The sequence below is a fragment of the Rhodococcus sp. MTM3W5.2 genome (assembly GCF_001984015.1).
GTDB classification, from domain to species: domain Bacteria; phylum Actinomycetota; class Actinomycetes; order Mycobacteriales; family Mycobacteriaceae; genus Rhodococcus_G; species Rhodococcus_G oryzae.
In genome coordinates this window covers 5,529,137-5,550,149 of sequence record NZ_CP019572.1, presented here as the reverse complement: position 1 = coordinate 5,550,149, position 21,013 = coordinate 5,529,137, and the positions used below count along the sequence as shown (strand labels likewise).

Annotated in this window: 21 protein-coding genes and 3 pseudogenes; 13 read left to right on the top strand and 11 right to left on the bottom strand. The window is 70.1% G+C overall.

The genetic code is table 11. The annotated features are described in order from the left end of the window. Positions 1-20 precede the first annotated feature (20 nt). Genes BTZ20_RS25435 through BTZ20_RS25420 form a run of 4 tightly spaced genes read left to right on the top strand, consistent with a single transcriptional unit; the run spans position 21 to position 3,084 of the window. Entirely contained in the window at positions 21-365 is a 345-nt protein-coding gene (locus BTZ20_RS25435; protein ID WP_077043265.1) for a rhodanese-like domain-containing protein, read from the top strand. Further along, positions 366-1,397, top strand: coding sequence for a DUF4328 domain-containing protein (locus BTZ20_RS25430; RefSeq protein ID WP_077043264.1), 1,032 nt, complete (start codon positions 366-368; stop codon positions 1,395-1,397). Further along, positions 1,394-2,143 (top strand): glycerophosphodiester phosphodiesterase, encoded by a 750-nt coding sequence (locus BTZ20_RS25425; RefSeq protein WP_077043263.1) that lies wholly within the window; start codon positions 1,394-1,396, stop codon positions 2,141-2,143. The genes BTZ20_RS25430 and BTZ20_RS25425 overlap by 4 nt, the downstream gene beginning before the upstream one ends. 23 nt (positions 2,144-2,166) lie before the next feature. Next, the gene (locus tag BTZ20_RS25420; protein ID WP_077043262.1) at positions 2,167-3,084 is read left to right on the top strand and encodes a DUF5926 family protein; all 918 of its coding nucleotides are present in this window, start codon (positions 2,167-2,169) and stop codon (positions 3,082-3,084) included. Positions 3,085-3,165: 81 nt separating this feature from the next. On the opposite strand, the gene BTZ20_RS25415 is transcribed toward BTZ20_RS25420, so the two are convergent. Beyond that, entirely contained in the window at positions 3,166-4,119 is a 954-nt protein-coding gene (locus BTZ20_RS25415) for an NADP-dependent oxidoreductase (RefSeq protein WP_077043261.1), read from the bottom strand. A 27-nt stretch (positions 4,120-4,146) separates the two neighbouring features. Further along, positions 4,147-4,605 (bottom strand): carboxymuconolactone decarboxylase family protein, encoded by a 459-nt coding sequence (locus BTZ20_RS25410; protein ID WP_077043260.1) that lies wholly within the window; start codon positions 4,603-4,605, stop codon positions 4,147-4,149. A gap of 50 nt (positions 4,606-4,655) precedes the next feature. Here BTZ20_RS25410 and BTZ20_RS25405 point away from each other — a divergent pair, with 50 nt between their 5' ends. Then, the gene (locus BTZ20_RS25405) at positions 4,656-6,056 is read left to right on the top strand and encodes a PLP-dependent aminotransferase family protein (protein ID WP_077043259.1); all 1,401 of its coding nucleotides are present in this window, start codon (positions 4,656-4,658) and stop codon (positions 6,054-6,056) included. Positions 6,057-6,124: 68 nt separating this feature from the next. Here BTZ20_RS25405 and BTZ20_RS25400 read toward each other — a convergent pair whose 3' ends face one another. Then, the gene (locus BTZ20_RS25400; RefSeq protein ID WP_077043258.1) at positions 6,125-6,673 is read right to left on the bottom strand and encodes a ferritin; all 549 of its coding nucleotides are present in this window, start codon (positions 6,671-6,673) and stop codon (positions 6,125-6,127) included. A gap of 213 nt (positions 6,674-6,886) precedes the next feature. Between BTZ20_RS25400 and BTZ20_RS25395 the strand changes: the two genes are divergently transcribed. Then, positions 6,887-7,882: an AraC family transcriptional regulator gene (locus BTZ20_RS25395; protein WP_077044004.1), complete on the top strand. Its 996-nt coding sequence runs from the start codon at positions 6,887-6,889 to the stop codon at positions 7,880-7,882. A gap of 119 nt (positions 7,883-8,001) precedes the next feature. Next, a complete protein-coding gene (locus BTZ20_RS25390) occupies positions 8,002-9,195 on the top strand; it encodes a serine hydrolase domain-containing protein (RefSeq protein ID WP_077043257.1) in 1,194 nt (397 codons plus the stop codon). A gap of 30 nt (positions 9,196-9,225) precedes the next feature. Here the strand turns inward: BTZ20_RS25390 and BTZ20_RS25385 are convergent, their stop codons facing one another. The 4 genes and pseudogenes from BTZ20_RS25385 to BTZ20_RS25370 form a co-directional block, all read right to left on the bottom strand. Continuing rightward, entirely contained in the window at positions 9,226-9,771 is a 546-nt protein-coding gene (locus tag BTZ20_RS25385; RefSeq protein ID WP_077044003.1) for a ferritin, read from the bottom strand. 75 nt (positions 9,772-9,846) lie between these two features. After that, a pseudogene (locus BTZ20_RS25380) lies at positions 9,847-10,745 on the bottom strand (LCP family protein). Positions 10,746-11,362: 617 nt separating this feature from the next. Continuing rightward, a pseudogene (locus BTZ20_RS25375) lies at positions 11,363-12,171 on the bottom strand (CPBP family intramembrane glutamic endopeptidase). A gap of 22 nt (positions 12,172-12,193) precedes the next feature. Further along, positions 12,194-12,964 carry a DUF2470 domain-containing protein gene (locus BTZ20_RS25370; protein ID WP_077044002.1) on the bottom strand — a complete coding sequence of 257 codons (771 nt, stop codon included), beginning with the start codon at positions 12,962-12,964 and terminating at the stop codon, positions 12,194-12,196. Between the two features lie 124 nt (positions 12,965-13,088). On the opposite strand from BTZ20_RS25370, the gene BTZ20_RS25365 reads away from it, so the two are divergent. The 5 genes and pseudogenes from BTZ20_RS25365 (at position 13,089) to BTZ20_RS25345 (ending at position 17,328) form a co-directional block, all read left to right on the top strand. Continuing rightward, positions 13,089-13,820 (top strand): hypothetical protein, encoded by a 732-nt coding sequence (locus BTZ20_RS25365; RefSeq protein ID WP_223263521.1) that lies wholly within the window; start codon positions 13,089-13,091, stop codon positions 13,818-13,820. Positions 13,821-13,859: 39 nt separating this feature from the next. Continuing rightward, complete coding sequence (pheA, locus tag BTZ20_RS25360) at positions 13,860-14,777, top strand: prephenate dehydratase (RefSeq protein WP_077043256.1); 918 nt, start codon at positions 13,860-13,862, stop codon at positions 14,775-14,777. Next, a pseudogene (locus BTZ20_RS25355) lies at positions 14,659-15,464 on the top strand (histidine phosphatase family protein). Before pheA ends, BTZ20_RS25355 begins: the two are co-directional and overlap by 119 nt. 4 nt (positions 15,465-15,468) lie before the next feature. Further along, positions 15,469-16,077 carry a TetR/AcrR family transcriptional regulator gene (locus tag BTZ20_RS25350; protein WP_077044000.1) on the top strand — a complete coding sequence of 203 codons (609 nt, stop codon included), beginning with the start codon at positions 15,469-15,471 and terminating at the stop codon, positions 16,075-16,077. Positions 16,078-16,155: 78 nt separating this feature from the next. Then, entirely contained in the window at positions 16,156-17,328 is a 1,173-nt protein-coding gene (locus BTZ20_RS25345) for a lipase family protein (protein WP_077043255.1), read from the top strand. Between the two features lie 99 nt (positions 17,329-17,427). Here the strand turns inward: BTZ20_RS25345 and BTZ20_RS25340 are convergent, their stop codons facing one another. The 3 genes from BTZ20_RS25340 to BTZ20_RS25330 form a co-directional block, all read right to left on the bottom strand. Continuing rightward, positions 17,428-18,264: an alpha/beta fold hydrolase gene (locus BTZ20_RS25340; protein WP_077043254.1), complete on the bottom strand. Its 837-nt coding sequence runs from the start codon at positions 18,262-18,264 to the stop codon at positions 17,428-17,430. Positions 18,265-18,405: 141 nt separating this feature from the next. Then, positions 18,406-19,647 (bottom strand): HNH endonuclease signature motif containing protein, encoded by a 1,242-nt coding sequence (locus tag BTZ20_RS25335; RefSeq protein WP_223263857.1) that lies wholly within the window; start codon positions 19,645-19,647, stop codon positions 18,406-18,408. Next, complete coding sequence (locus BTZ20_RS25330; protein ID WP_077043252.1) at positions 19,622-19,837, bottom strand: hypothetical protein; 216 nt, start codon at positions 19,835-19,837, stop codon at positions 19,622-19,624. Before BTZ20_RS25330 ends, BTZ20_RS25335 begins: the two co-directional genes overlap by 26 nt. Before the next feature lie 121 nt (positions 19,838-19,958). Here BTZ20_RS25330 and BTZ20_RS25325 point away from each other — a divergent pair, with 121 nt between their 5' ends. Beyond that, a complete protein-coding gene (locus BTZ20_RS25325) occupies positions 19,959-20,240 on the top strand; it encodes a hypothetical protein (RefSeq protein WP_077043251.1) in 282 nt (93 codons plus the stop codon). Positions 20,241-20,333: 93 nt separating this feature from the next. Here the strand turns inward: BTZ20_RS25325 and BTZ20_RS25320 are convergent, their stop codons facing one another. Continuing rightward, complete coding sequence (locus tag BTZ20_RS25320; protein ID WP_077043250.1) at positions 20,334-21,011, bottom strand: TetR/AcrR family transcriptional regulator; 678 nt, start codon at positions 21,009-21,011, stop codon at positions 20,334-20,336. Positions 21,012-21,013: the final 2 nt, after the last annotated feature.

Here is a 21,013-nt window from a genome sequence, read left to right as displayed (position 1 = left end):
AACGTGACAGTATCGATGGTGTGAGCTTTGGTGATGTGCCCTCGGTGCCCGCTGCGGAGGTACCGGCCGAGCTGTCCGACTCGGTGATCCTGCTGGACGTGCGCGAGGACGAGGAGTGGGCGGAGGGGCACGCGCCCGGTGCCCTGCACATCCCGATGGTCGACGTGCCCGCGCGGATGGCCGAGATCGACATGGACGCCGAGGTGTATGTGGTGTGCCGTTCCGGCGGCCGGTCGATGCGGGTGGTCGAATACCTCAACCAGGTCGGGTTCGACGCGGTGAACGTCGTCGACGGGATGGTGGCCTGGCAGAAATGTGGCCGGCCGTTGACCGCCGACGGCGGCGGGTCGGCAAAGATCTACTAGATGAGCACCGTTCAGGTCTGTGCGCGCTGCGCCGCCCGATGGCCGGTCGTCGGGGGCCCGGCGCAGTGGTGCCCGCGGTGCCACGGTGTGCTGCTCTCGCCGACGGATCCGGCGCGCCCGGAACCGCCGAACCTGCGCAACTTCCGATGGGTCGCCCGAAGGCCAGGGGCGGCGACGAACCGGGTCCGCCCGGCCCGGACCCCGGCCCAACCGGGCCCGCCGTCCTACCGCGAGATCCCCCGATGGGGCCTGCGCGACGTGCCCGCCGCTCCCGACCGGGAACCGGTGGCCGGGCGTCGTGAGCAGCTCGCCGAACTGGCTCCCGCCCTGCTCAGCGCGGCGGCCGCGCTGTTCGCGCTGGCCGCGCTCGCCGAACTGTTCCGCTACGGCCTGTTGCTGCGCAACCGGAGCACGCTGATCGGGCCGGGGCTGCTCGCGGTGTCCGACGGGCTGGTCGCCGCGGCCGGTCTGCTCGCCCCGATCGTCGCCGTGTGCGCCGCCGTGGCCACTGTCGCCTGGTTGGTGGGGGCCCGGCGCCGTGCCTTCGCCCGCAGCGGACACGTCGACCCGCGGCGCCCGTCGACGCTCGCCCTCGGCTGCCTGGTCCCGGTGGTGAACCTGGCGATGCCGGGGGTGTTCCTGACCGAGCTGGACGAGCCGGACCCGCAGACACGCAAGCTGATCCGGGTGTGGTGGGTCACCTGGGCGTGCGGCGGTGTGCTGTTCGTGGTGAATCTGTGGTGGCGCACGCTCGACTCGCTGCAGGCGCAGGCCGACGGGGTGCTGCTCGCGGCGGTCACCGATCTGGTGGCGGTCGCTGTCGCGGTGCTGACGCTGCTGGTCATCCACCGCGTCGACGGCCTGAGCCCGACCGGGAAGCAGCGCGAGCTGACCCGCTGGCTCGTCGCGGTACCCGAGTCAGCCAAGTCTGTCGAGCCCGCCGGGACTGCCGAGCCCGCCGGGACTGTCGAGCCCGCCGGGACTGCCGAGCCGGCCCGGACCCCGGAGCGCGTGGAAGCGGGGGCGCCGTGACCCCCGAGCCCCGCGTCGTCGCGCATCGCGGCGCATCCGCCGCCCTGCCCGAACACACCCTCGCCGCGTACGAGTTGGCCCTCGACCAGGGCGCCGACGGGCTGGAATGCGACGTCCGGCTGACCCGCGACGGGCACCTGGTGTGCGTGCACGACCGGCGCGTCGACCGCACGTCCACGGGCACCGGGCTGGTCAGCGAGATGACGCTGAAGCACCTCAACGAGCTCGAGTTCGGTGCCAACGGGGAGCCGGTGCTCACCCTCGCCCAGCTGATCACGCTGGTGCTCGACCACACCAGCCGCCCGACCAAGCTCTTCATCGAGACCAAGCACCCGGTCCGCTTCGGCGGGCTGGTGGAGAGCAAGGTGCTCGCGGAGCTGTCCCGGTTCGGGCTGTCCGCACCCGTGTCCGCGGACCACTCTCGCGCCGTCATCATGTCCTTCTCGGCTGCCGCGGTCTGGCGGATCCGTCGGTCGGCGCCGCTGCTGCCCACGGTGCTGCTCGGGGAGTCGTCCCGATACCTGGGTGGCGGCGCGGCGACCACCGTCGGCGCCACCGCGGTCGGCCCGTCCATCAAGTCGCTGCGCGAACACCCCGAGATCGTGAACCGGGCGGCCGCGGCGGGCAGGGCCACGTACTGCTGGACGGTCGACGACTTCGACGACGTGCAGCTGTGCCGGGAGCTCGGCGTCGGCTGGATCGCCACCAACCATCCTGGCCGGACCAAGGAGTGGCTCGCTCAGTAGCCGCGACGTGTAGGTTTCCCGACGTGGGTAAGAGCAAAAGAAACAGTGGTCCGAAGCCCGGCAGCAACCGCGCGGCGAAGCTCGCCGAGCGCCGCGCCGCCCAGGAGAGCGCCGCGGCCGCCGCGGTGCCGCGCCCGTTCGAGGGACTGGCAGCCGAGTGTGATCTCGTCGCGATGCGCGAGTTCGTCCCGTCCGCGACGGCGACGCTGCCGCTGACCGGCGGCGAGCGCACGATCGTGGCCGCGACCGTGCTGCCGGGAGCGGTCGCCGGCCTCGTCCGCGACGACGCGACCTCCGGTGGCACCGGCTTCGTCGGCCTGCAGGTGCCCGGTCAGTCCGCCGATCTCTCGGCCGATCTGGCCGCCGCCGTCAACTGGGCCGTGAGCGCGGAGCCGGGGCAGTCCCTCGCCGCGACCGACGCCCAGCCGGGCGGACCGCGTCTCGGCGACGTGATCGAGGCGGGCACGCTGCTCGAGATCAGCGTGTTCCAGGACTTCAACTGGTGGATCCCGGAGGGCGTCACGCCCGCGCCGGAGGTCGCCGCCACCGTCGAGCAGGCCAACTCGGTGATCATGCCGTCCGCTCGCCTCGACGGCGAGGGCATCGTCGCCGCGTGGTGGGTCGACGCCGGGGAGAAGGCGCACCTGCGCTGGGTGCGGCCCGAGGACGAGGACCAGCTGATGCTGGCTCTGGCCCGCGTGCATGCGGCCGGTGGACTGCACCTCGGCGAGGGGTCGCGGTACGCCGGTTCGTTCCGCACCCACGGGCTGCTGGTGCCGGTATTCGACCTCGACCCCGAGCGGCACGCCCAGGAGTGGGCGCCCGCGACCGCCGACCTCGGAGTGCGGCTGGCCGACGCGCTGGCCGTCGACGCGCCCCTCACCTCCGACGAGCTGCGCTCGCGCGACGGTCTGCGCGCCCGCCAGGTCACCCTCCGCTGATCAGAGGCGGCTGCGCCGCCCGTGAGTGCTTGACGAGTCCCTGGACTCCACAAGCACGCACGGGCGGCGCAGCCGCCTTTTTCAGACGTCGAGGACGACCTTGCCGGGGATGCCCCGTCGCTTGGCGAGAAACGCGGTCCGCGCCTCGGCGAGCGGATAGGCGGCGCCGACGTGGGGGCGCAGTACCCCCCGCTCCGCCAGCCGCGCGAGTTCCAGGAGTTCGTGCCGGTCGGGCTCGACGATGAAGAAGACCGCGCGACCGTCGGCCGGGGTGACCGGGGGTGGCGCCGTGATCGACACCAGCGTGCCGCCGGGCCGCACGAGCGCGGCCGAGCGGGCCAGGACGTCCCCGCCTATCGTGTCGAACACCAGATCCGCCGGACCGAACCGGGTCTCGTCGAGGCCGCCGGAGTCGAGGTCACGGGAGTCGAGCGTCACGTAGTCGTCGGCGCCATGACCGCGTGCCGCCTCCTCGCCCGCCGCCCTGCCGGTCGCGATGACCCGCGCGCCCGCGGCATGAGCGAGCTGGACCACCAGCGAACCGGTGCCTCCTGCGCCGCCGTGCACCACGACCGTCCGCCCGGACGCGTCGCCGTAGGTCAGCCCGCCGTGCCTGAAGAGTCCCTGCCAGGCGGTGAGGCCCGCCAGAGGGAGGGCGGCGGCCTCACGGAACCCGATCGCCTCGGGAATCGTGGCCAGGTTGCGGGCCTCCACGGCCACGAACTCGGCGGCGGCGCCGTCGCGGTGCCAGTCGGTCAGGCCGAACACACGGTCCCCGACCTCGAAACCGGTAGTGCCGTAATGGATCTCGCTGACTACACCGGCGACCTCGTGGGCCGGGATGCTCGGGGTCCGGTCACGGCCGGCCCGGTCCGTCCAGGTTCCCGGCCAGTCGAGTTCGTCCGGGACGAAGGAGGCGGCGCGTACCCGGACGATCACATCGCCTGTCGCGGCCTGCGGGTACGGCGCCTCTTCGAGGACGAGCGCTTCCTGGTTGTCCGCGCCGCGGTTCTCCTGGATCCGAACAGCTTTCACTTCTCGATTCCTCTCAGGGGCGCGAGCTCAGCGGATCGGCGGGACGCGCCGGGTGCTGACCGCGATCCGGTTCCACGAGTTGATGGTGAAGATCACGGCGATCAGCTGGGACAGCTCCCGCTCCTCGAACTGCTCGGCGGCCCGCGCGTACACCTCGTCGGGAACGAAGCCGTCGGTCAGCACGGTGACCGCCTCGGTGAGGGCCAGGGCGGCGCGCTCACGCTCGGTGTAGAGACCCGGCACCTCCTCCCAGGCGTTGAGCAGGTAGAGCTTCTGCTCGCTGATGCCGACCTTGCGGGCGTCCTGGGTGTGCATGTCCAGGCACCAGGCGCAGTGGTTGATCTGTGAGGCACGGGTGAGCACGAGCTCGACGAGGACCGGGTCGAGGCCCTTCTTTGCGGCGGCGTCGAGGGCGATCATCGCCTGGTAGACCTCGGGGGACTGCTTGAAGATGTTGACCCGCTGTGCTGTCTCGGTTGTCGTCATGGGAATGACTCTAGGCGGGTAATGGACCGAATGAGTGGTTCAATTCAGGGGTGGAATCATGGGCCAATTCTGGACTGGATCTACACCTCGACCTCCGCGGTCGCGGTGGTCTGCGCTCGTCGCTGATGGCGACCCTCCGGGAGGACATCCGCTCCGGGCGGTTGGCCTCTGGTGCACTGCTACCGCCCTCGCGCACGCTGGCCGCGGATCTCGGCATCGCGCGGAACACCGTCGCGGACGCGTACGCCGAGTTGGTCGCGGAGGGCTGGCTGACCGCCCGCCGGGGTTCGGGCACCCGGGTTGCCCCGCGGGCCGCGCCCGTTGCCGACCCCAGGACGCCGCGGCCCGCCCCGCCGGTCCGGCCCGCGCACAACCTGATGCCGGGTTCCCCGGATGCTGCCTCGTTTCCGCGGTCCGCGTGGCTGGCCTCGACGCGGCGTGCCCTGACGGCGGCCCCGAGCAACGCGTTCGGCCCCGGCGATCCGAGAGGGCGGCCGGAGCTACGAAACGCCTTGGCGGACTATTTGGCCCGCGCCCGCGGCGTGCGCGCGGACCCCGACCGCATCGTCGTCTGCGCGGGCACCGCCCACGCTCTGACCCTGCTCGCCCCGCTGCTGGGTGGGGCCGTCGTGGTCGAGGGCCATGGCCTGCACGTGCACCGGGAGCTGCTCGGTGCCGCGGGGGTGCGCACGGTGCCGCTGTCCGTCGACTCGGACGGCGCGCGAGTCGACGAGCTCGCGCGGTCGGGAGCGGCCGCCGCGCTGCTCACGCCCGCCCACCAGTTCCCGATCGGGGGGCCGCTGCATCCGGAACGCCGTGCGGCGGCGGTCGATTGGGCGAGCCGATCGGGAGGGCTGATCCTCGAGGACGACTACGACGGCGAGTTCCGGTACGACCGCCAGCCGGTCGGGGCGATGCAGGACCTGGACCCCGAGCGGGTGGTGTACATGGGCTCGGTGAGCAAGAGTCTCTCGCCCGCGCTGCGCCTCGGCTGGATGGCGCTGCCCGACCGCCTCGTCGACCCCGTGCTGGAGGTCAAGGGAATCTGGGAGCGGTGGGTCAGCGTGCCCGATCAGCTGACGCTCGCGGACTTCATCGTCTCGGGTCGATACGACCGCCAGATCCGGCTGATGCGCGGCCGCTATCACCGGCGCCGCGACCAGTTGGTGGCCACCCTCGCGGATCGGGCTCCCGCAGTCCGGGTCACGGGTATCGCGGCGGGTCTGCACGCGGTGCTGGAGCTGCCGCCGGGCGCCGAGGCGCGGGCCCTGTCGGCCGCTGCCGCGGAAGGTCTTGCGGTGGGCGCACTGTCGACCTTCCGGCATCCGGATGCGCGCGACGCCCCGCGGGACGGCCTGGTGGTCGGTTACGGGGCCCCCGCCGAGCACGCCTTCGCCGGCGCACTGGAGGCGCTGTGCCGGGCGCTGGGTGTCGCCGTCCGACTGCGCTGAAACGCAAAGCGGCCGAGGGTGTGTGCGGTACACACCCTCGGCCGCGATGCCATGTCCGGCTCGAGGGTCTAGATCGACCCGCCCGCGGCAGGCGGCGCACCCGCGGTGTCGCCCACGCTGTTCATCTCGCGGGCGACGAAGTCCTCGAGGTGGAAGAGGTTGTCGCCTGCCCGATCGGCGATGGCGAGCAGGGTGGTCATGGAGGCGACCTCTTCGACCTGCTCCTTGAGGAACCACTGCATGAACTGCTCGCCGAGGTAGTCACCCTCCTCGCGGGCGGTGCTCGCGAGCTGGATGATCTGTTCGGTGACCACCTGCTCCTGCTTGAGTGCAAGCGCGATCGGTTCGCGGGTGTTCTCGAAGTACGACTTCGAGGCGTCGACGCCACTCAGTTCCACGGTCATGTCCCGATCCAGGAAGTACTGGACGATCATCATCGCGTGGTTGCGTTCCTCGACGGCCTGCGAATAGAAATGCTTGGCCAGCTGGGGCAGATCCGCGTTGTCGAAAAAGACCGCCGTCGCGATGTACTGATGCGAGGCGTTGAATTCGTTGCGAATCTGATCGTGCAGAAGCGCGTGAAATTTGGTCCGATGAGTGTCTGCGGAATCGCTCATGCGGCGAAACGATATAGCTGGTCAGGCCGCATGTCATCCAAGTCGAGCCTTATTGAGGGGAGTATTCCCTAATTTAGTGAAACCTAATTGAGCCGAACCTAAATGGCGCCGCCTGCCGGTTTCGGTGGGGAATGGGCTGTCCCCAGGACCGGCGTCCACCGATACCCTGGGGTCATGCCGACCGTAGGCCGCGCCGTGGAGCCGGCAGCGGACGTGATCACCCTCGACCCGCTCGGGAAGCTCCTGCCGGTGCGCGGATCGGCGGTGTCACGGGATTGGGACGAGATCAAGCAGTGGTCCGACTCGGTCTACATGCCCTATCTCGTCCGTCCGACCGGCCGTGCCCTGACGCCCGCGGCGAGTATGTACTCGGCGAAGATCGCGGACATCACGCTCACCCGGTTCTCCTACGGCGTCCCGGTCACGATCGGCGAGTTCGCGCCTGAGGCGGGAAACGTGTTGGTGCTCACGACGATCCGAGGCGAAACCCGGCACTCGGTCGCCCCCGGCAGGTCGGCGGAGGTCACCAGCGGGGGCACCTTCGTTGCGGACTGCAGCCGCGTCGACTACCGGTTCGAGGCGGACCCCGAACACCTCCAGCTGAACCTGACAATTCCGCATCAGCTGCTGGCGGACCTGGCGCTGTGTTGGTGGGGCAGCGTCCCCGATGACCGCCTGTGGCAACACAAGTGCGTGATCGGCGGCCCAGGGAGCACCTGGCTGGCGCTGATGGAATACGTCGTGCGCACGCTCGCCGAGGCGCCGGACCGGGTCGCCGGCGGTCGGGTCGGCGTCAACCTGCAGGAAATGATCGCGGCGCAGCTACTCACCGATTGGACCACCCGCGCGGGCACCGAGCTCGGCCCGCCGACCGCGCTCCACGCCCCCGGCTATGTGCGCCGGGCCGTGGGGTACATCGACGAGAATGCCCCTGACCTGCCCACGGCGTCGGAGATCGCACTCGCCGCGGGCGTCAGTGTGCGAGCGCTGTCGGGCGCGTTCCGCCGCTACCTCGACACCACCCCACGCGACTACCTGCGTGAACAACGGCTGCAGGGGGTGCGGAGGGAACTGTTGGCCGGGCGGTCGAGCACGGTGGCCGAGGCCGCCGGGGCCTGGGGGTACGTCAACCTGGGGATGTTCGCCGCGGCCTACCGCCGCCGCTTCGGTGAGAACCCGGCCCAGACGGTGCGCCGCGCTCAACTGTGACGCCGGTCATGGGGATTGTGCCGAGGCGAGACAGGCGGTGCCGACTTGAGACATCGCCCCCCGTCGGCCGGCCATAGCGTCACTTCCCACATCGACTTCAGGCATGACAGGAGAGTGGGATGTCCGATCCAAACGCCGCACTCGGCGCAGTTCTCGACGGTGTGACCACAGACGGTGCGCCGCGGGTTCCCGGTGTCGTCGCGATGGTCACCGACCGCGAGGGCACCGTGTTCGAGGGAGCCGCCGGGGTGCGGTCGCTGGCCGACGACCAGCCGATGACCCTCGACACCGTCTTCGCGATCTTCTCCACGACCAAGGCGATCACCGGCACCACGGTGCTGCAGTGCGTCGAGGAGGGCTTGCTCGATCTCGACGCGCCCGCCCGCGAGTACGTTCCCGAGCTCGGCGACATCCAGGTGATCGAGGGTTTCGACGGCCAGGGTGCGCCGATCCTGCGGGCGCCGAAACGCGACATCACGACGCGGATGCTGTTGTTGCACACCGCAGGTTTCGGTTACGACTTCTTCGACGAGGTTTACCACCGGCTCGGCGTCGAGCACGGCCAGCCAAGCGTGACCACCGCGTCCAAGGCCGCGCTGTCAACGCCGCTGCTCTTCGATCCCGGCGAGAAGTGGCAGTACGGGACGAACATCGACTGGGCGGGCCAGGTGGTCGAGTCCATCCGCGGCCGCCGTCTCGGCGAGGTGATGGCCGAGCGGGTGTTCGGGCCGCTGGGCATGCACGACACGGCGTTCACCCTGACCGGGTCGATGGCCGAGCGGCTGGCAGCCATTCACCAGCGGGAAGCCGACGGCCGCCTCACGCCGATGGACCTGGTGCTCCCGCAGGACCCCGAGGTCCACATGGGCGGGCACGGCCTGTACTCCACGGTGGGCGACTACCTGAAGTTCCTGCGGATGTGGCTGAACGACGGCGACGCGCCTGGTGGGCGGGTCCTGCGGGCCGACACGGTGCAGGCCGCCGCGTGCAACGGCCTCGACGGACAAGAGGTGACGGTGCTGCCGGGGGTGATCCCCGCACTCTCCAACAACGCCGAGTTCTTTCCGGGACAGCGCAAGTCGTGGGCGTACACCTTCATGGTGAACGAGGAGGACGCGCCCACCGGCAGGCCCGCGGGATCCCTCGGGTGGGCCGGGCTGGCGAACTCGTACTACTGGATCGACCGGTCCAACGGGATCGCGGGCTACTGGGCCACTCAGATCCTGCCGTTCGCCGACCCCGTCTCGTTCGGCGCCTATCTCGACTTCGAGACGGCCGCGTACCGCCACCGGGTGGTGGGCGCACCGGTCTGACGGGGTCGGTTCACGGACCGCAGGCGGTCGTCAGATCGAGCCGCCTGCGGGCCGGGGCGCCATGCCGTCCTTCGGCGCGGTCGAGCTCATCTCCCGCGCGACGAAATCCTCGATGGCGAACAGGTTCTCGCCAGCCCGGTCGACGATGGTGAGCAGGGTGGTCATCGAGGCGACCTCCTCGACCTGCTCCTTGAGGAACCACTGCATGAACTGCTCGCCGAGATAGTCGCCGGTGTCGCGGGCGGTGCGGGCGAGCTTGGTGATCTGGTCGGTGACCTGCCGCTCCTGCTCGAGCGCCAACTCGACAGGCGCGCGCACCGAGTCGAACTCGGTGACCACGGCGTCGATCCCGGGGATCGTGACCTCCAGGTCGTTGTCGATGAGGTACTGGATCATCATCATCGCGTGGTTGCGTTCTTCGTTGGCCTGCCCGTAGAAGCGCGCCGCCAGCTGCGGGAGGTCGTACCCGTCGAAGAACACCGCGACCGCGATGTACTGCTGCGAGGCGGTGAACTCGTTGCGCACCTGTTCGCTGAGGAGGTCGTGGAACTCGCTGCGCTGCCGGGAGTTGGTCATGGTCGTGAAGATTACCGGCGCGGGCACCGGAGTTGGTGAGCTCGCCTGGTGCCGGGAGGCCGTCGGACGCGGCCCTCAGCCCGTCGTCAGCAGCTCGGGGGGAACGGGTCGATCCTCGGCGAGGGCCTCGAAGAACGACGAGGCGCGCTCGCGGTCCCACAACAGCACGTCGCCGACGTCGAGGACCTCGAAGCCGCCCACCGGCACGGTGGTGGTGACCAGGTCGCTGCGCATCGCCCATCCCAGGCCCGCGAGGTTCCACAGGTGATCACCCTCGTCGACCTGGATCGTGTCGGCCGTCTTGGTGACGAGCGGCCACAGCCGGAACGGGTTGATCAGGGTGCCGATGCTCGTCGACTGCGCGAGCAGCGCGGACATGAAGGCCCGCTGGTTGTTCATCCGGTCCAGGTCCGCCATCGGGGTGGCCCTGGTGCGCACGAAGCCGAGGGCCTGCGCCCCGTTCAGGTCCTGGCAGCCCGGCTGCAGATTGATGCCGGCGAGCGGATCGTCGATCGGGTACGGCACACACAGATTGACGCCTCCGATCGCGTCGACGATGCCGGCGAACCCGCCGAACCCGATCTCGGCGTAGTGATCCATCCGCAGGCCCGTTGCCTCCTCGACGGTCTGCACCAGCAGCTGGGGACCGCCGATCGCGAAGGCCGCGTTGACCTTGTTCTTGCCCTCGCCCGGGATGCTGACGTAGGAGTCGCGGGGGATGGACACCATCGTCGCGGCGCCGCTCTTGGGATGTGCACCACCATGATGGTGTCGGTTCTACCGTTCCCGGTGTCCCCACCGGTCGCCAGCGCAGCCTCCTCCTCGGGTGTCATCCCGGCGCGGCTGTCCGATCCGACCAGCAGCCAGTTGGTGCCAGGGGTGTCGCCGATCCGCCCGGGGTAGTCGGCGAGCGCGTCGACCCGGTTCAGTCCGCGGTCCAGGTAGACGACGGAGCCGCCGACGAGGACCAGCAGTGCCACAAGGACGAGCCCGATTCGACGGCCCCAGTTCGCCTTCCGGCGCGTCTTCGCGGGACGGGGCGGCTGCGGGGAGGCGCCGCGGGACCGGTTCGGCGGGGCGGCTGGACCGGAGGGCCGACGCGGTCGGCCTGCCTGCGGTACGGGTCGGCGTACGGCTCCGGTGTCTGGGTCGGTGCGTAGGGCGACCCGCCCTGGGGGCGGTGGGCCCTGGTCGGCTCGGTCGCGCCCGGGCGGGCGCCGTGTTGCGGCGCCGGCTCGGGAGCCTGCGACCAGGCACGTGCGCCCTGCGTCGGCTCGGCGCGTCGGCCGTCGCGGCGGATCACCTGGGTGCCCTCGGGGCCCGGGGCATCGGCCTGCCCTGGCCCTGGGGCGGCGGCACCCGCCGCGGAGGCATCGGCTGGCCCTGTCGCGGCTGCTGTGGCGGCAGCGGACGGCCCTGCTGCGGGGGAATCGGACGGCCCTGTTGCGGCGGGACCGGACGGCCCTGCTGTGGGGGCATCGGACGGCCCTGCTGGGGCTGCGGTCCGCGCGGCGGCGCGCCGCGGCCCACCCGCGGATCGCGGGGGTCGCGGTACTGGGGATCCTCGCCGTTCACGGCTCGACTCTACTGGTCACGGCAGCCAGGAGACGTGGCCACGCAGGGCGGTGTACCCGACGAAGGCGACCGCGTCGATCAGCCAGTGCGCGACGATCAGCGGCCACAGCCGGTTGGTCCGCTGCCAGTACCGGCCAAGGACGAGGCCCATGACGACGTTGCCGATGCCGCCGCCGAGGCCCTGATAAAGGTGGTAGCTGCCGCGCAGCAGCGAGGAGGCCAGCAGCGACGAGTTCTCGCTCCAGCCGAGCCTGCGCAGCCGCGAGATCAGGTACGCGACGACCAGCACCTCTTCGGCGCCGGAGTTCGCGAGCGCCCACAGCAGCAGTGCGGGCAGCCGCCACCAGTGCTCCTCGATGGTGCTGGGCAGCACGGTCAGGTTTGCGCCGACGGCATTGGCGACCAGGTAGAGGGCGAGTCCGGGCAGTCCGATCAGCGCGGCCAGCCCGACCCCCGGCAGCAGGTCGGCGCGGGCTCGCGGCCGGCCGAGTCCGATCTTCGAGGGCCCAGGCCGCTGCGCCAGAGCAGGTACAGGCCGAGCGCGGCCCAGGCGCAGAGCCTGACGATGCCGAGCAGCTGGCGGCCGAGGTCGATCCAGCCGTGCTCGGATCGGGAGGCGTTCAGTGCCACCGTCTGGTCGGCGAGTCCGCCGGGGGCGAGCGCGTCCTCGATGAGCGAGAGGATGCCGGACAGGCCGCTGAGCCCGAAGGTGACCAGCAGCACGATGGTGATCTCGAGCCACAGGGCGCGACGACCTGCGGCGTCGAGCGGCGGTTCGGTCTGCGGGGGCGGGATAGGCCGGAGCCAGGCGTCGAACCGGGTCACACCGGTGAGGGTATGCCGCGTGTCAGCGCTGGGCGCGGAGGCCGTTCACGAACGGGCAGCCCACCAGCAGGCGCAGGGCGCGGCTCAGCTCGGACACGTCGTCCACCGGGTGGGCGAAGGCCATCCGGACGTCGCTGTCGCCCGTCTCGCCCTCGACACGCAGCCGGATGCCGTAACGGTCGATGCCGAGCGGGCGGACGCGACCGGTCCGCAGCGCCCGCGGCAATCGGCCGGCGAGCTGGTCGACGAGTTCGCCGTGGTCGGACTCCAGGTGTTCGAGCCAGGGGCCCTCGACCTCCCAGAACGGGTCGGGACGGGCGGCGAGCAGCGCGTCCACCGGCACCGGCTCCGCGCCGTGCGAATCCGCCACGACCGCCGAGTCCAGGATCAGTCGCAGCAGGGTGGTGGTGTGGCCGACGTCGAGCAACGCGGGGTCAGGGCGCTCGTCGGCGACGGCGGCCGCGAGCGCGCGGGAGGCCTCGGCGGGCACCGGGTGCAGGGCGCCGCGCAGCCAGACCAACGACCGCACCGGCTCCCGCAGGGAGAGCGGGGTCAGGTCGGTGAGCTCGAGCACCGCGGGCAGCCCGGCTCGGCCCGCCTGCCAGGTCAGTGCGGTGGCCACCGAGTCGGTACGGACGGTGAGCACCACGTCGCCGCAGGCCCGCAGGTGATGCACGGAGACCTCGACGGGATCGCTGCCGTCGATGGCCAGCACCGCCTGCTGGGCTCGGGCGCAGGCGCTGCGGACCCGCTCCGCGGTCGACGGACCCTGGGTGGTTGTGGCAGCAGTCATGTGGCGCTCGCTTCGTTCGGTCGGGGCAACGGAGATGCCGATCACAGTAGGTTAGCCATGCCTAAGTTACGGCAGGACCCGATGGCCCGCAAGATCTCCGTCCGCGGCGACTACGGTTGGGGCCGTGTCCACCCTGCTCACCCTTCATCCGCCGACGCCGAACGATCGTCAGCCGCCCTTCACGGGCCTGCTCTCGCAGCGGTGCCCGGACGCGGCCGCGGTGTCGCACAGGCGCCTCGGCGCGATCTTCGGTCCCCCGGTGGTGGCGGCGAGCGCACTCGGCCCTGGCATGGACGAGTCCGTCGTCGTGTCGCTCGACGTCGCGCCCGACACCCTCGCGTCGGACGGGCCCGTGGTCGCACGCTTCGACATCGACTGCAGCCTGGACCAGCTCGAGGACGCCATCGAGCTGACGCAACCCGAGTCGAACCCGCACCCGCTGTCGGCGCCCCTGGCAGTGTTCGTTGCCCCCGACGACGACGCGGAGGCCGGCTGGGTGGCCGAGGTCGCCACCCGGGTCGCCGATGCGGGGGCGCACCCCGGACTGCGCGCGGGTTCGGCCCCCGACGAGGTGGCCGACTTCCTGGCGGTCCTCGCGCACTCCGATGCGGGCTTCGTGGCCAGGGCGACCTCAGGGGCGGAGGCGCTGGCGATCCTCACGGCCACGGTTGCGGCCCTGCGTGGGGACGACGTCAGGACCGCGTTCGTTGCCCCCGACCCGGCCCGGGTCGCCGGGCTGAACCAGGACGCCGCCGAGGCGCTTCGCACGGTGCTGCTGAGCATCGAGGTCGACGACGCCGAGGAGGCGGAGCGTCACCTCGCCGCACACGGGATCACCGCCACCGCTGCGCCCTGAACTCCGGCTCCCATCGCGGCAGGTGAGTAACCTTGTCGTGTGCCTCGTATCGCCTACTTCGGACCGTCCGGAACGTTCACCGAGATGGCCCTCGCCCAGATGGAATCGGGTGGGGCCTTCGACGGTCCGGTGGAGCGAGTGTCCGCGCCCAGCCCGCCTGCCGCGCTCGCGCTGGTCCGGGAGGGCCGCGTCGACGGCGCTGTCGTCCCGATCGAGAGCTCGGTAGAGGGGCCGGTGCCGCCGACCCTGGACGCGCTCGCGGTCGACGAGCGGCTGCAGATCGTCGCGGAAACCGAACTGGACGTGAGTTTTACGATCCTCGGTCGCGCCGGGACCACCCTCGACCAGGTGCGCACCATCCGCGCGTACCCCGTCGCGGGAGCGCAGGTCCGCATGTGGATCGAGCGGAAGCTCCCGGACGCCGAGGTTCAATCCGCGTCCTCCAATGCCGGTGCGGCGGAGGATGTCGCGGCGGGGATCGCCGATGCCGCGGTGTCCACCGCGCTGGCCGGCGAACGGCTAGGGCTCAGCGTGCTCGCCGATTCGGTGGCCGACTTCGATGGCGCGCGAACGCGTTTCGTCCTCGTGACGCGCCCGGCTCCGGTACCCGCGGCCACCGGCGCGGACCGCACCGCGGTGGTCCTGCAGCTCAACAACGAACCCGGTTCCCTTGTCGGTGCGATGGCGGAGTTCTCCACCCGCGGAATCGATCTCACCAGGATCGAGTCGCGGCCGACCCGCATCGAGTTCGGCACCTACCGGTTCTTCCTGGACTGCATCGGGCACCTCGAGGACACCGCGGTGGCCGAGGCGCTCAAGGCCCTGCACCGCAAGCACGATGTGCGTTTCCTCGGTTCGTGGCCCGCCGCGACCCCCGGCGGGGTGCGGCCGCCGTCGGACGAGGAGGCGACAGAGTGGTTGCGCCGGGTACGGTCCGGCGAATCGGACGGGAGGTGACGGCATGGGCAAGCTGATCCTGGTTCGCCACGGCCAGACCGAGGCGAATGTCGAGCGGCGGCTGGACACCCGGCTGCCGGGGGCCCGGCTCACCGAGTACGGGGAGAGCCAGGCCCAGGCCTTCGGGCTCTCGGTGGCGGGCAGTGCGCCCCGTGCCCTTGTGGCCTCGCCTGCCTTGCGGGCGAGGCAGACCGCACAGTTCGTCGAGCGGGAATCGGGCATCGCGACTCAGGTGCGCGAGGGCATCCACGAGGCGCAGGCGGGGGAGTTGGAGGACCGCTCGGACCGCGAGTCGCACGAGCTGTTCATGAAGGTCTACCACTCCTGGCACGCCGGCGACCTCGGTGTGCGGGTGCCGGGGGTGAGTCCGGGCACGACATCCTCGAGCGCTACGTGCCGGTGCTGAGTTCGTTGCGCGAGGAGTTCCTCGAGGAGCAGGCGGACGACGACGCCGAGACGGGCTCCGGCGACGTGCTGGTGGTCAGCCACGGCGCCGCGATCCGCCTGGTCGCGGCGCATCTCGCTGGTATCAACGGCGTCTTCTCCGCGAATACGCACCTGGACAACACCCAGACCGTGGAGCTGGTGCCGACCGCGGACGGTGGCTGGCGATGCGTGCGGTGGGGGTTGCTGGTGCCGCCCTTCGAGCCCTTCGCCAGTGCCGGGCCCGACGACCCGATGGGCTGAGGCGGTGCCCGAGTCCGATCGTGTGGACAAGCGCACCCTGCGGTACGCCGGTCGGCGGGACGAGCTGCTCGCGTCGGTGACCGAGTACGTGATCGCCAACGGGGTCGGGGAGCTGTCGATGCGCCCGCTTGCCAAGGCGGTCGGGGTGTCGCATGCGTCGCTGCTGCACCACTTCGGCAGCAAGGAGAACCTGCTCGCCGAGGTGATCGAGGGGATGCGCGGAGAGTCGATCCCCGCGGAGTTGCTGGCCGAGTCGGGTGCCGATCCCATCGCCCTGCTCACCGCCTGGTGGGACGCGCGGACAACGCCGGAGACGCTGCCGCGCTTCCGGGTGATGCTCGAGATCTACGTGCAGGCGGTGCTCGACCCGACCGGGAACGAGCGCTTCCTCGAGCAACTCGTCGGCCAGTGGCTGGCCGCCCTCGAGCACGGCCTGCGCGGGGCCGGCTGCCCGGACGAGCAGGTGTCGCAGCTGGCCACCCTGATCCTCGCCCAGATCAGGGGCCTGTCGATGGACCTGCTCGCCACCGGTGACCGCCCACGGGTGGACCGGGCATTCGCATTCCTGGTCGACGATCTCGCCGCGCGGGTCCGCGATTGGAAGATTGCTTGACCGACCGGTAGGTCTAACTTTATGGTCTGTGTGCCCGGCTCTGAATGTGACCGGGCACACTGCCGTGAGGAGAGAGTGATGACCCACCGACTTCGTACCGCCCTGGTGGCTGCGGGCGTGACTCTTGTCGCCGCCACGTGGGCCGTGTCGCCGGCCGCGGCCGCCCCCGTCGTCGGCGAGGCCGAGGCCCCGGGCTCCGTCGTGAGCAACGAGGAACTGCCACGCGATCGCTGGCTGCCCGGCACCGCGGCGTCGTCGCTGCTGACGTACTGGTCCCAGGGGCCGCAGGACAAGCCGATGCTCAGCACGGGCGCCGTCTACCTGCCCGAGGGGACGCCACCCGAGGGCGGTTGGCCGGTGATCTCCTACGCGCACGGCACCACCGGGGTCGCGGACCAGTGCGCGCCCAGCGTCAATCCGCCGACCGAGCGGGCATTGACCCATCTCGGCCATTGGCTGGCCCAGGGCTACGCGGTGGTGGCGACCGACTATGTCGGGCTCGGCACCCCCGGTGTGCATCCATACCTGGACGGGCGCTCGGCCGCGCACAGCGTGATCGACATGGTGCGGGCCGCCCGCGCGGTCACGCCCGAGTTGTCGAAGAAGTGGGTCGCCACGGGGCAGTCGCAGGGTGGTCACGCGACGCTGTTCACCGCGAATATCGCCACTCGCTATGCCCCGGAGCTGGACTATCGAGGCGCAGTGACGACCGGTGCGCCCTCGAACATCGAGATGGCGCTGCCGCTGGGCGGCCCGGCGTTCCCGAAGCTGCCGCTCAAGGGCACCACGGTGTATATCGCCAACGTCCTCGACGGGCTCCGGGCCGCACGACCGGACGTCGATATCGACTCGTACCTCAGCCCGCTCGGGCGCAGCATTCTCGCCGATGTGGAGACCTCGATCTGCTACGTCGACGCGCGCACCAAGTACGCCGACGTCGGGATCGGGCAGCTGCTCTCGAGGTCCGTGGACACCCCCGAGTTCATGGAGGCGGTCCGCTCGATCATCACCGTCCCCACCAGCGGGTATGACCGCCCGCTGCTCATCGCGCAGGGCCAGCAGGACATGGACGTCCCGATCCCGCTGACGCTGAAGCTGGTCGCCGATCTGACCGCGAACGGGGTGGACTTCGCGTTCCGTACCTACCCGACGGACCACGGCGGCACGGTGGCCGCGTCGGTGCCGGACAGCACCCCGTTCATCGCGAAGCTGTTCGCCGGCGAGAAGCCGTGCACGGGGAGCTTCTGCTAGGCAACCGATCGCCGCTACGCATTGCATGGAACGTAACCGCGCGGGGCGCCACCGAATCACGGTGGCGCCCCGTGCCGTTGGGGAGGACGCGGCGCCGTGTCAACCGGTCGGTGATGTGGCCGATCGGGTTTCATCCATCGTCGCCTTGTTCAGGTGTGCTCGGAGAGCGTCCGCCACGATCTCGGGATTCTCGAGCATCGGAATGTGGCCGACGCCCGGGAGGGTGACTTCCTCGACGTGGTCGGGGAGTTCATCGATCAGCCGCTGCATGCAGGTGTCACGCGTCGCGAAGGTGTCGAATTCCGACAGGATCAACGAGGTGGGCGCCGTGACGTTTTCGAGGCCGGTGAGGGGTCCGTCGCGCAGAAATGCCAACTGGATCGGCATGTAGACCGGGCAGTGGGATACCGCGCGGATGACATCGGCCGCATCCTCGGGACTGACGCGGGACATGTCCCTACTGCAGTTGCGGATGACCGGGCGTTGAAAGAACTCGCGGTTCGCGGCCCGATCGCCGAGCAGTCGCGAGGTCACAGCCAGCGGATACTGGAGGGTGAATCCGATTCCCAAGCGAAACTCGGTGTAGGAGAACCTCTTCCATCCGCCGCTCGGATTGATCGGTGCGAGCGACCGTGCTCGACCTCGGCGTTCGAGTTCGAATCCCACCTGGCCGCCGAGCGAATTGCCAGAGATATGGCAGGTATCCCATCCGATGGCGTCGAGCTCGCGCTCGATGCCGTCGGCGATGCCGCGGACTCCGAGGTCGCGAAGGCGGAGTCGAGGGCCGCCCCAATGGCCCGGCATCGTCATCGCAAGCACATCGAAATCACTGGAGAGGCTGTCGACCACGCGGTGCCAAACATGATGGGACAGTGTGAATCCGTGCAGGAGCAGTACAGGCTCGCCCGATCCCGACCGGTTCGAAGATGTGACCATTGTTCCCCCTGATTTTGCCCCTACTCACAATTAACACCTGTGCCGGCCGATGTCCAGGACAGGAAGTCGTTCACGGCGCAGGGCACCGCCGGCGCCTCCCGTTTGTGGGTGGTGTCGGGCGGTGCCCGATGGTTTTCGCCTTTAGGCGGCGAAGGGGAGTTGGTTGCGCCGGTTGTGTGCCGGCACCGGTTGTCGTCTGGGGTCGATCCATGTGGGTGGGGTGAACCAGGGGTGGCCGTCGTCGTTGCTGATGTGAACGGTCCAGTCGCCGCGGTGGATGGTGGTGTGGTGGAAGCGGCAGAGCAGTACCAGGTTTGACAGGTTGGTGGGTCCGCCGTTGGACCAGTGTTGGATGTGGTGGCCTTCGGTCCAGGCGGCGGGTCGTCCGCAGCCGGGGAAGGCGCAGCCGCAGTCGCGCGAGTTGAGGGCGCGGCGGAGTTTGCGGGGGATGAGGCGGGTGGTGCGTCCGACGTCGATGGGGTTGCCGTGGGTGTCCATGGTGATGGGGGTGATGTCGGCGTCGCAGGAGATTCGGGCGGCGAGATCGAGCGAGATCGGCCCCAACCAGGGCATCCAGGCGGGTCCACGCCGTCGCCCGTGGTGGTGACGGTGTTCGTGGTGCTGGTGGTCGTCGGTGGTGGCGGCGAGGTCGTCGGCGTCGACGAAGACGTTGATGTGGGGTCGTTCGCCGCCCTCGGTGGGTGCCTGCCCGGTGTCGAGATAGGAGCGGACGATGTGGGTGAGGGCGTCGGCTCGGCGTTGGGCTGGGGTGCGTTGGTCTTTGCCGGTTTGTCCGTCGCGGTTGTCTGCCCCGGGGCGCGGCTTGGACAGCGCCGACAAGGCGGTGAGCAGGGCTTCGCCGGAGGCTGCGTCGAGGTGTCCCTTGAGGTGGACGCGGCCGCCGAGTCCGGGCGAGGCGTGGAACTCGTTGAGTTCGGCGTTCTCGGAGTCGGGATTCTTCTTGTCCCCGTTGAGGATCTGATCGAGTGCCTTCGCACGCCGGGCGAGGGTGGTGGAGTCTTCGGTGCGGGCTGCGTACAGGAGGTAGCGGGCGCAGGCCTGTGTTCGGGTGGCGTCGGTTCCGACGATGTCGAACACATTCTCGCCGTCGCCGTCGCCGTCGCCGTCGCCGTCCCCACCACCGTCCCCACCACCGTCACTGTCGGTCTCGGCTGCGGTGTCGGCGGTGTTGTCGTCGGAGCGGGCCGGGGCATCGGGGTCGGGCACCTTGGTCAGGAGTTCGACGATCACCCGAACCTGGTCGCAATCGGTCTCGCCGGCGTCGAATGCGGCGGCGACCTCCGGATGCTTCGCCAGTTCCCTCCCGAGTTTGACGATCTTGTTCGCCTGGCCGGGGTCATGGTGGTCGCGCCGGCGAGCCAGTTGCCGGGGAGGAGGCCCCGACCTGTTCGGCCACGCACCGCTGATCGACCTGGTGCATCAGCCGGACCCGCAGCGCCTCGAGTTGCCGCATCCGCAGCGAGAGTTCGGGGATCAACCTGAGGAGTTCGGCGTCCGCGAGCTGCCACGCGGCCACATCCGGTGGCGCGGTGAGCATCTCGTCGAGATCCATGCTCGAGGTCTACTCGAACACATGTTCGATGACAAAGTCTCGGATGGGGTCGTCATCAAGCCGCCGGTCGCCGCTCCAGCCAACTTCGGAGAAGTATTGGTTCCCGTGAGAGTGTCGGGTCATGAATGCTGATGAGCTGGCGGGTGACCATCGGCTGAGCCCGGAAGCCGGGCCCTTCGTCCTGACCGTTGATGGCGAGGTCTTCACGGTCACGCTGGGTCCAGGTCGCCGCTGCGACTACGCGTGGGATTCCGGCCCGAACAAGGGGTACGGATTCAGCAGTACGACATTCGTGGCCGGCGATCCAGCCGCGGTGCCTCCACTGTTGACCATCGATCAGCATCGGGAATCGATCCGCGACTTCCTCGGCTCGATCAACCCAGAGGCCGGGTACCTCGACTGAATCTTCTGCACAAAACGGTGGCACTGGGAGATGCGCGGTGACACGCCAATTCCGGGTCGACGGGCAAACGGGCCCGCGGCCACCGGCAATCGGCTACTCGGCAGGCGCGCCGCGGTCTGGGGGCAGGTAGCCGCCGAGAAATGCTCGGACACCGTCCTCGACGATGTCACGTATCTCGGCGTTGTCGAATGGAGCGGAGCCGCTGGCGGAGCGCTGCTGCACCTCGGTACCGACCAGTGCCAGGAAATGCTGCGCCATGCGCTCGGATCGGGCCGGGCGCAGTAGGCCCTGCGCCTGGAGTCGCTCGAAGCCCCGCGCCAACTCGCGATGGACGCGCCGTGGGCCCGATTCCTGCCAGGCCTCCAGCGACACCTGGGGGAAGTGCGCCGCCTCCGAGTTGATCTGTCGGACCATCGCGAAATGGTCCGCGAACTCCTCCTGCACTGGGCTGATGACCAGATCGAACCCGAGCGCGACGAGGTCTTCCTGAAGGTCGGTGACGTTGTCGAGGTGTCGGCCCACCGTCGCGATGTGAGCCGCGGAGACCCCGGTTGCGCTGTCGGTGACGGTTTCGGTGAACAGTGCCTCCTTGCCGCCGAAATGGTTGTACAGCGTCCGGGTGGAGACGCCGGCTTCGGCCGCGATCGTGTCGATGCTCGCTCGCGCATAGCCGTCGCGGCCGAACACCTTGCGTGCCGCCCGAAGGATCGCGTTGCGCTTCTCGGCGGACCCGCCCCTGGGTCGGGGGCTCGTCGCGTCTGTGCTGCTCATGC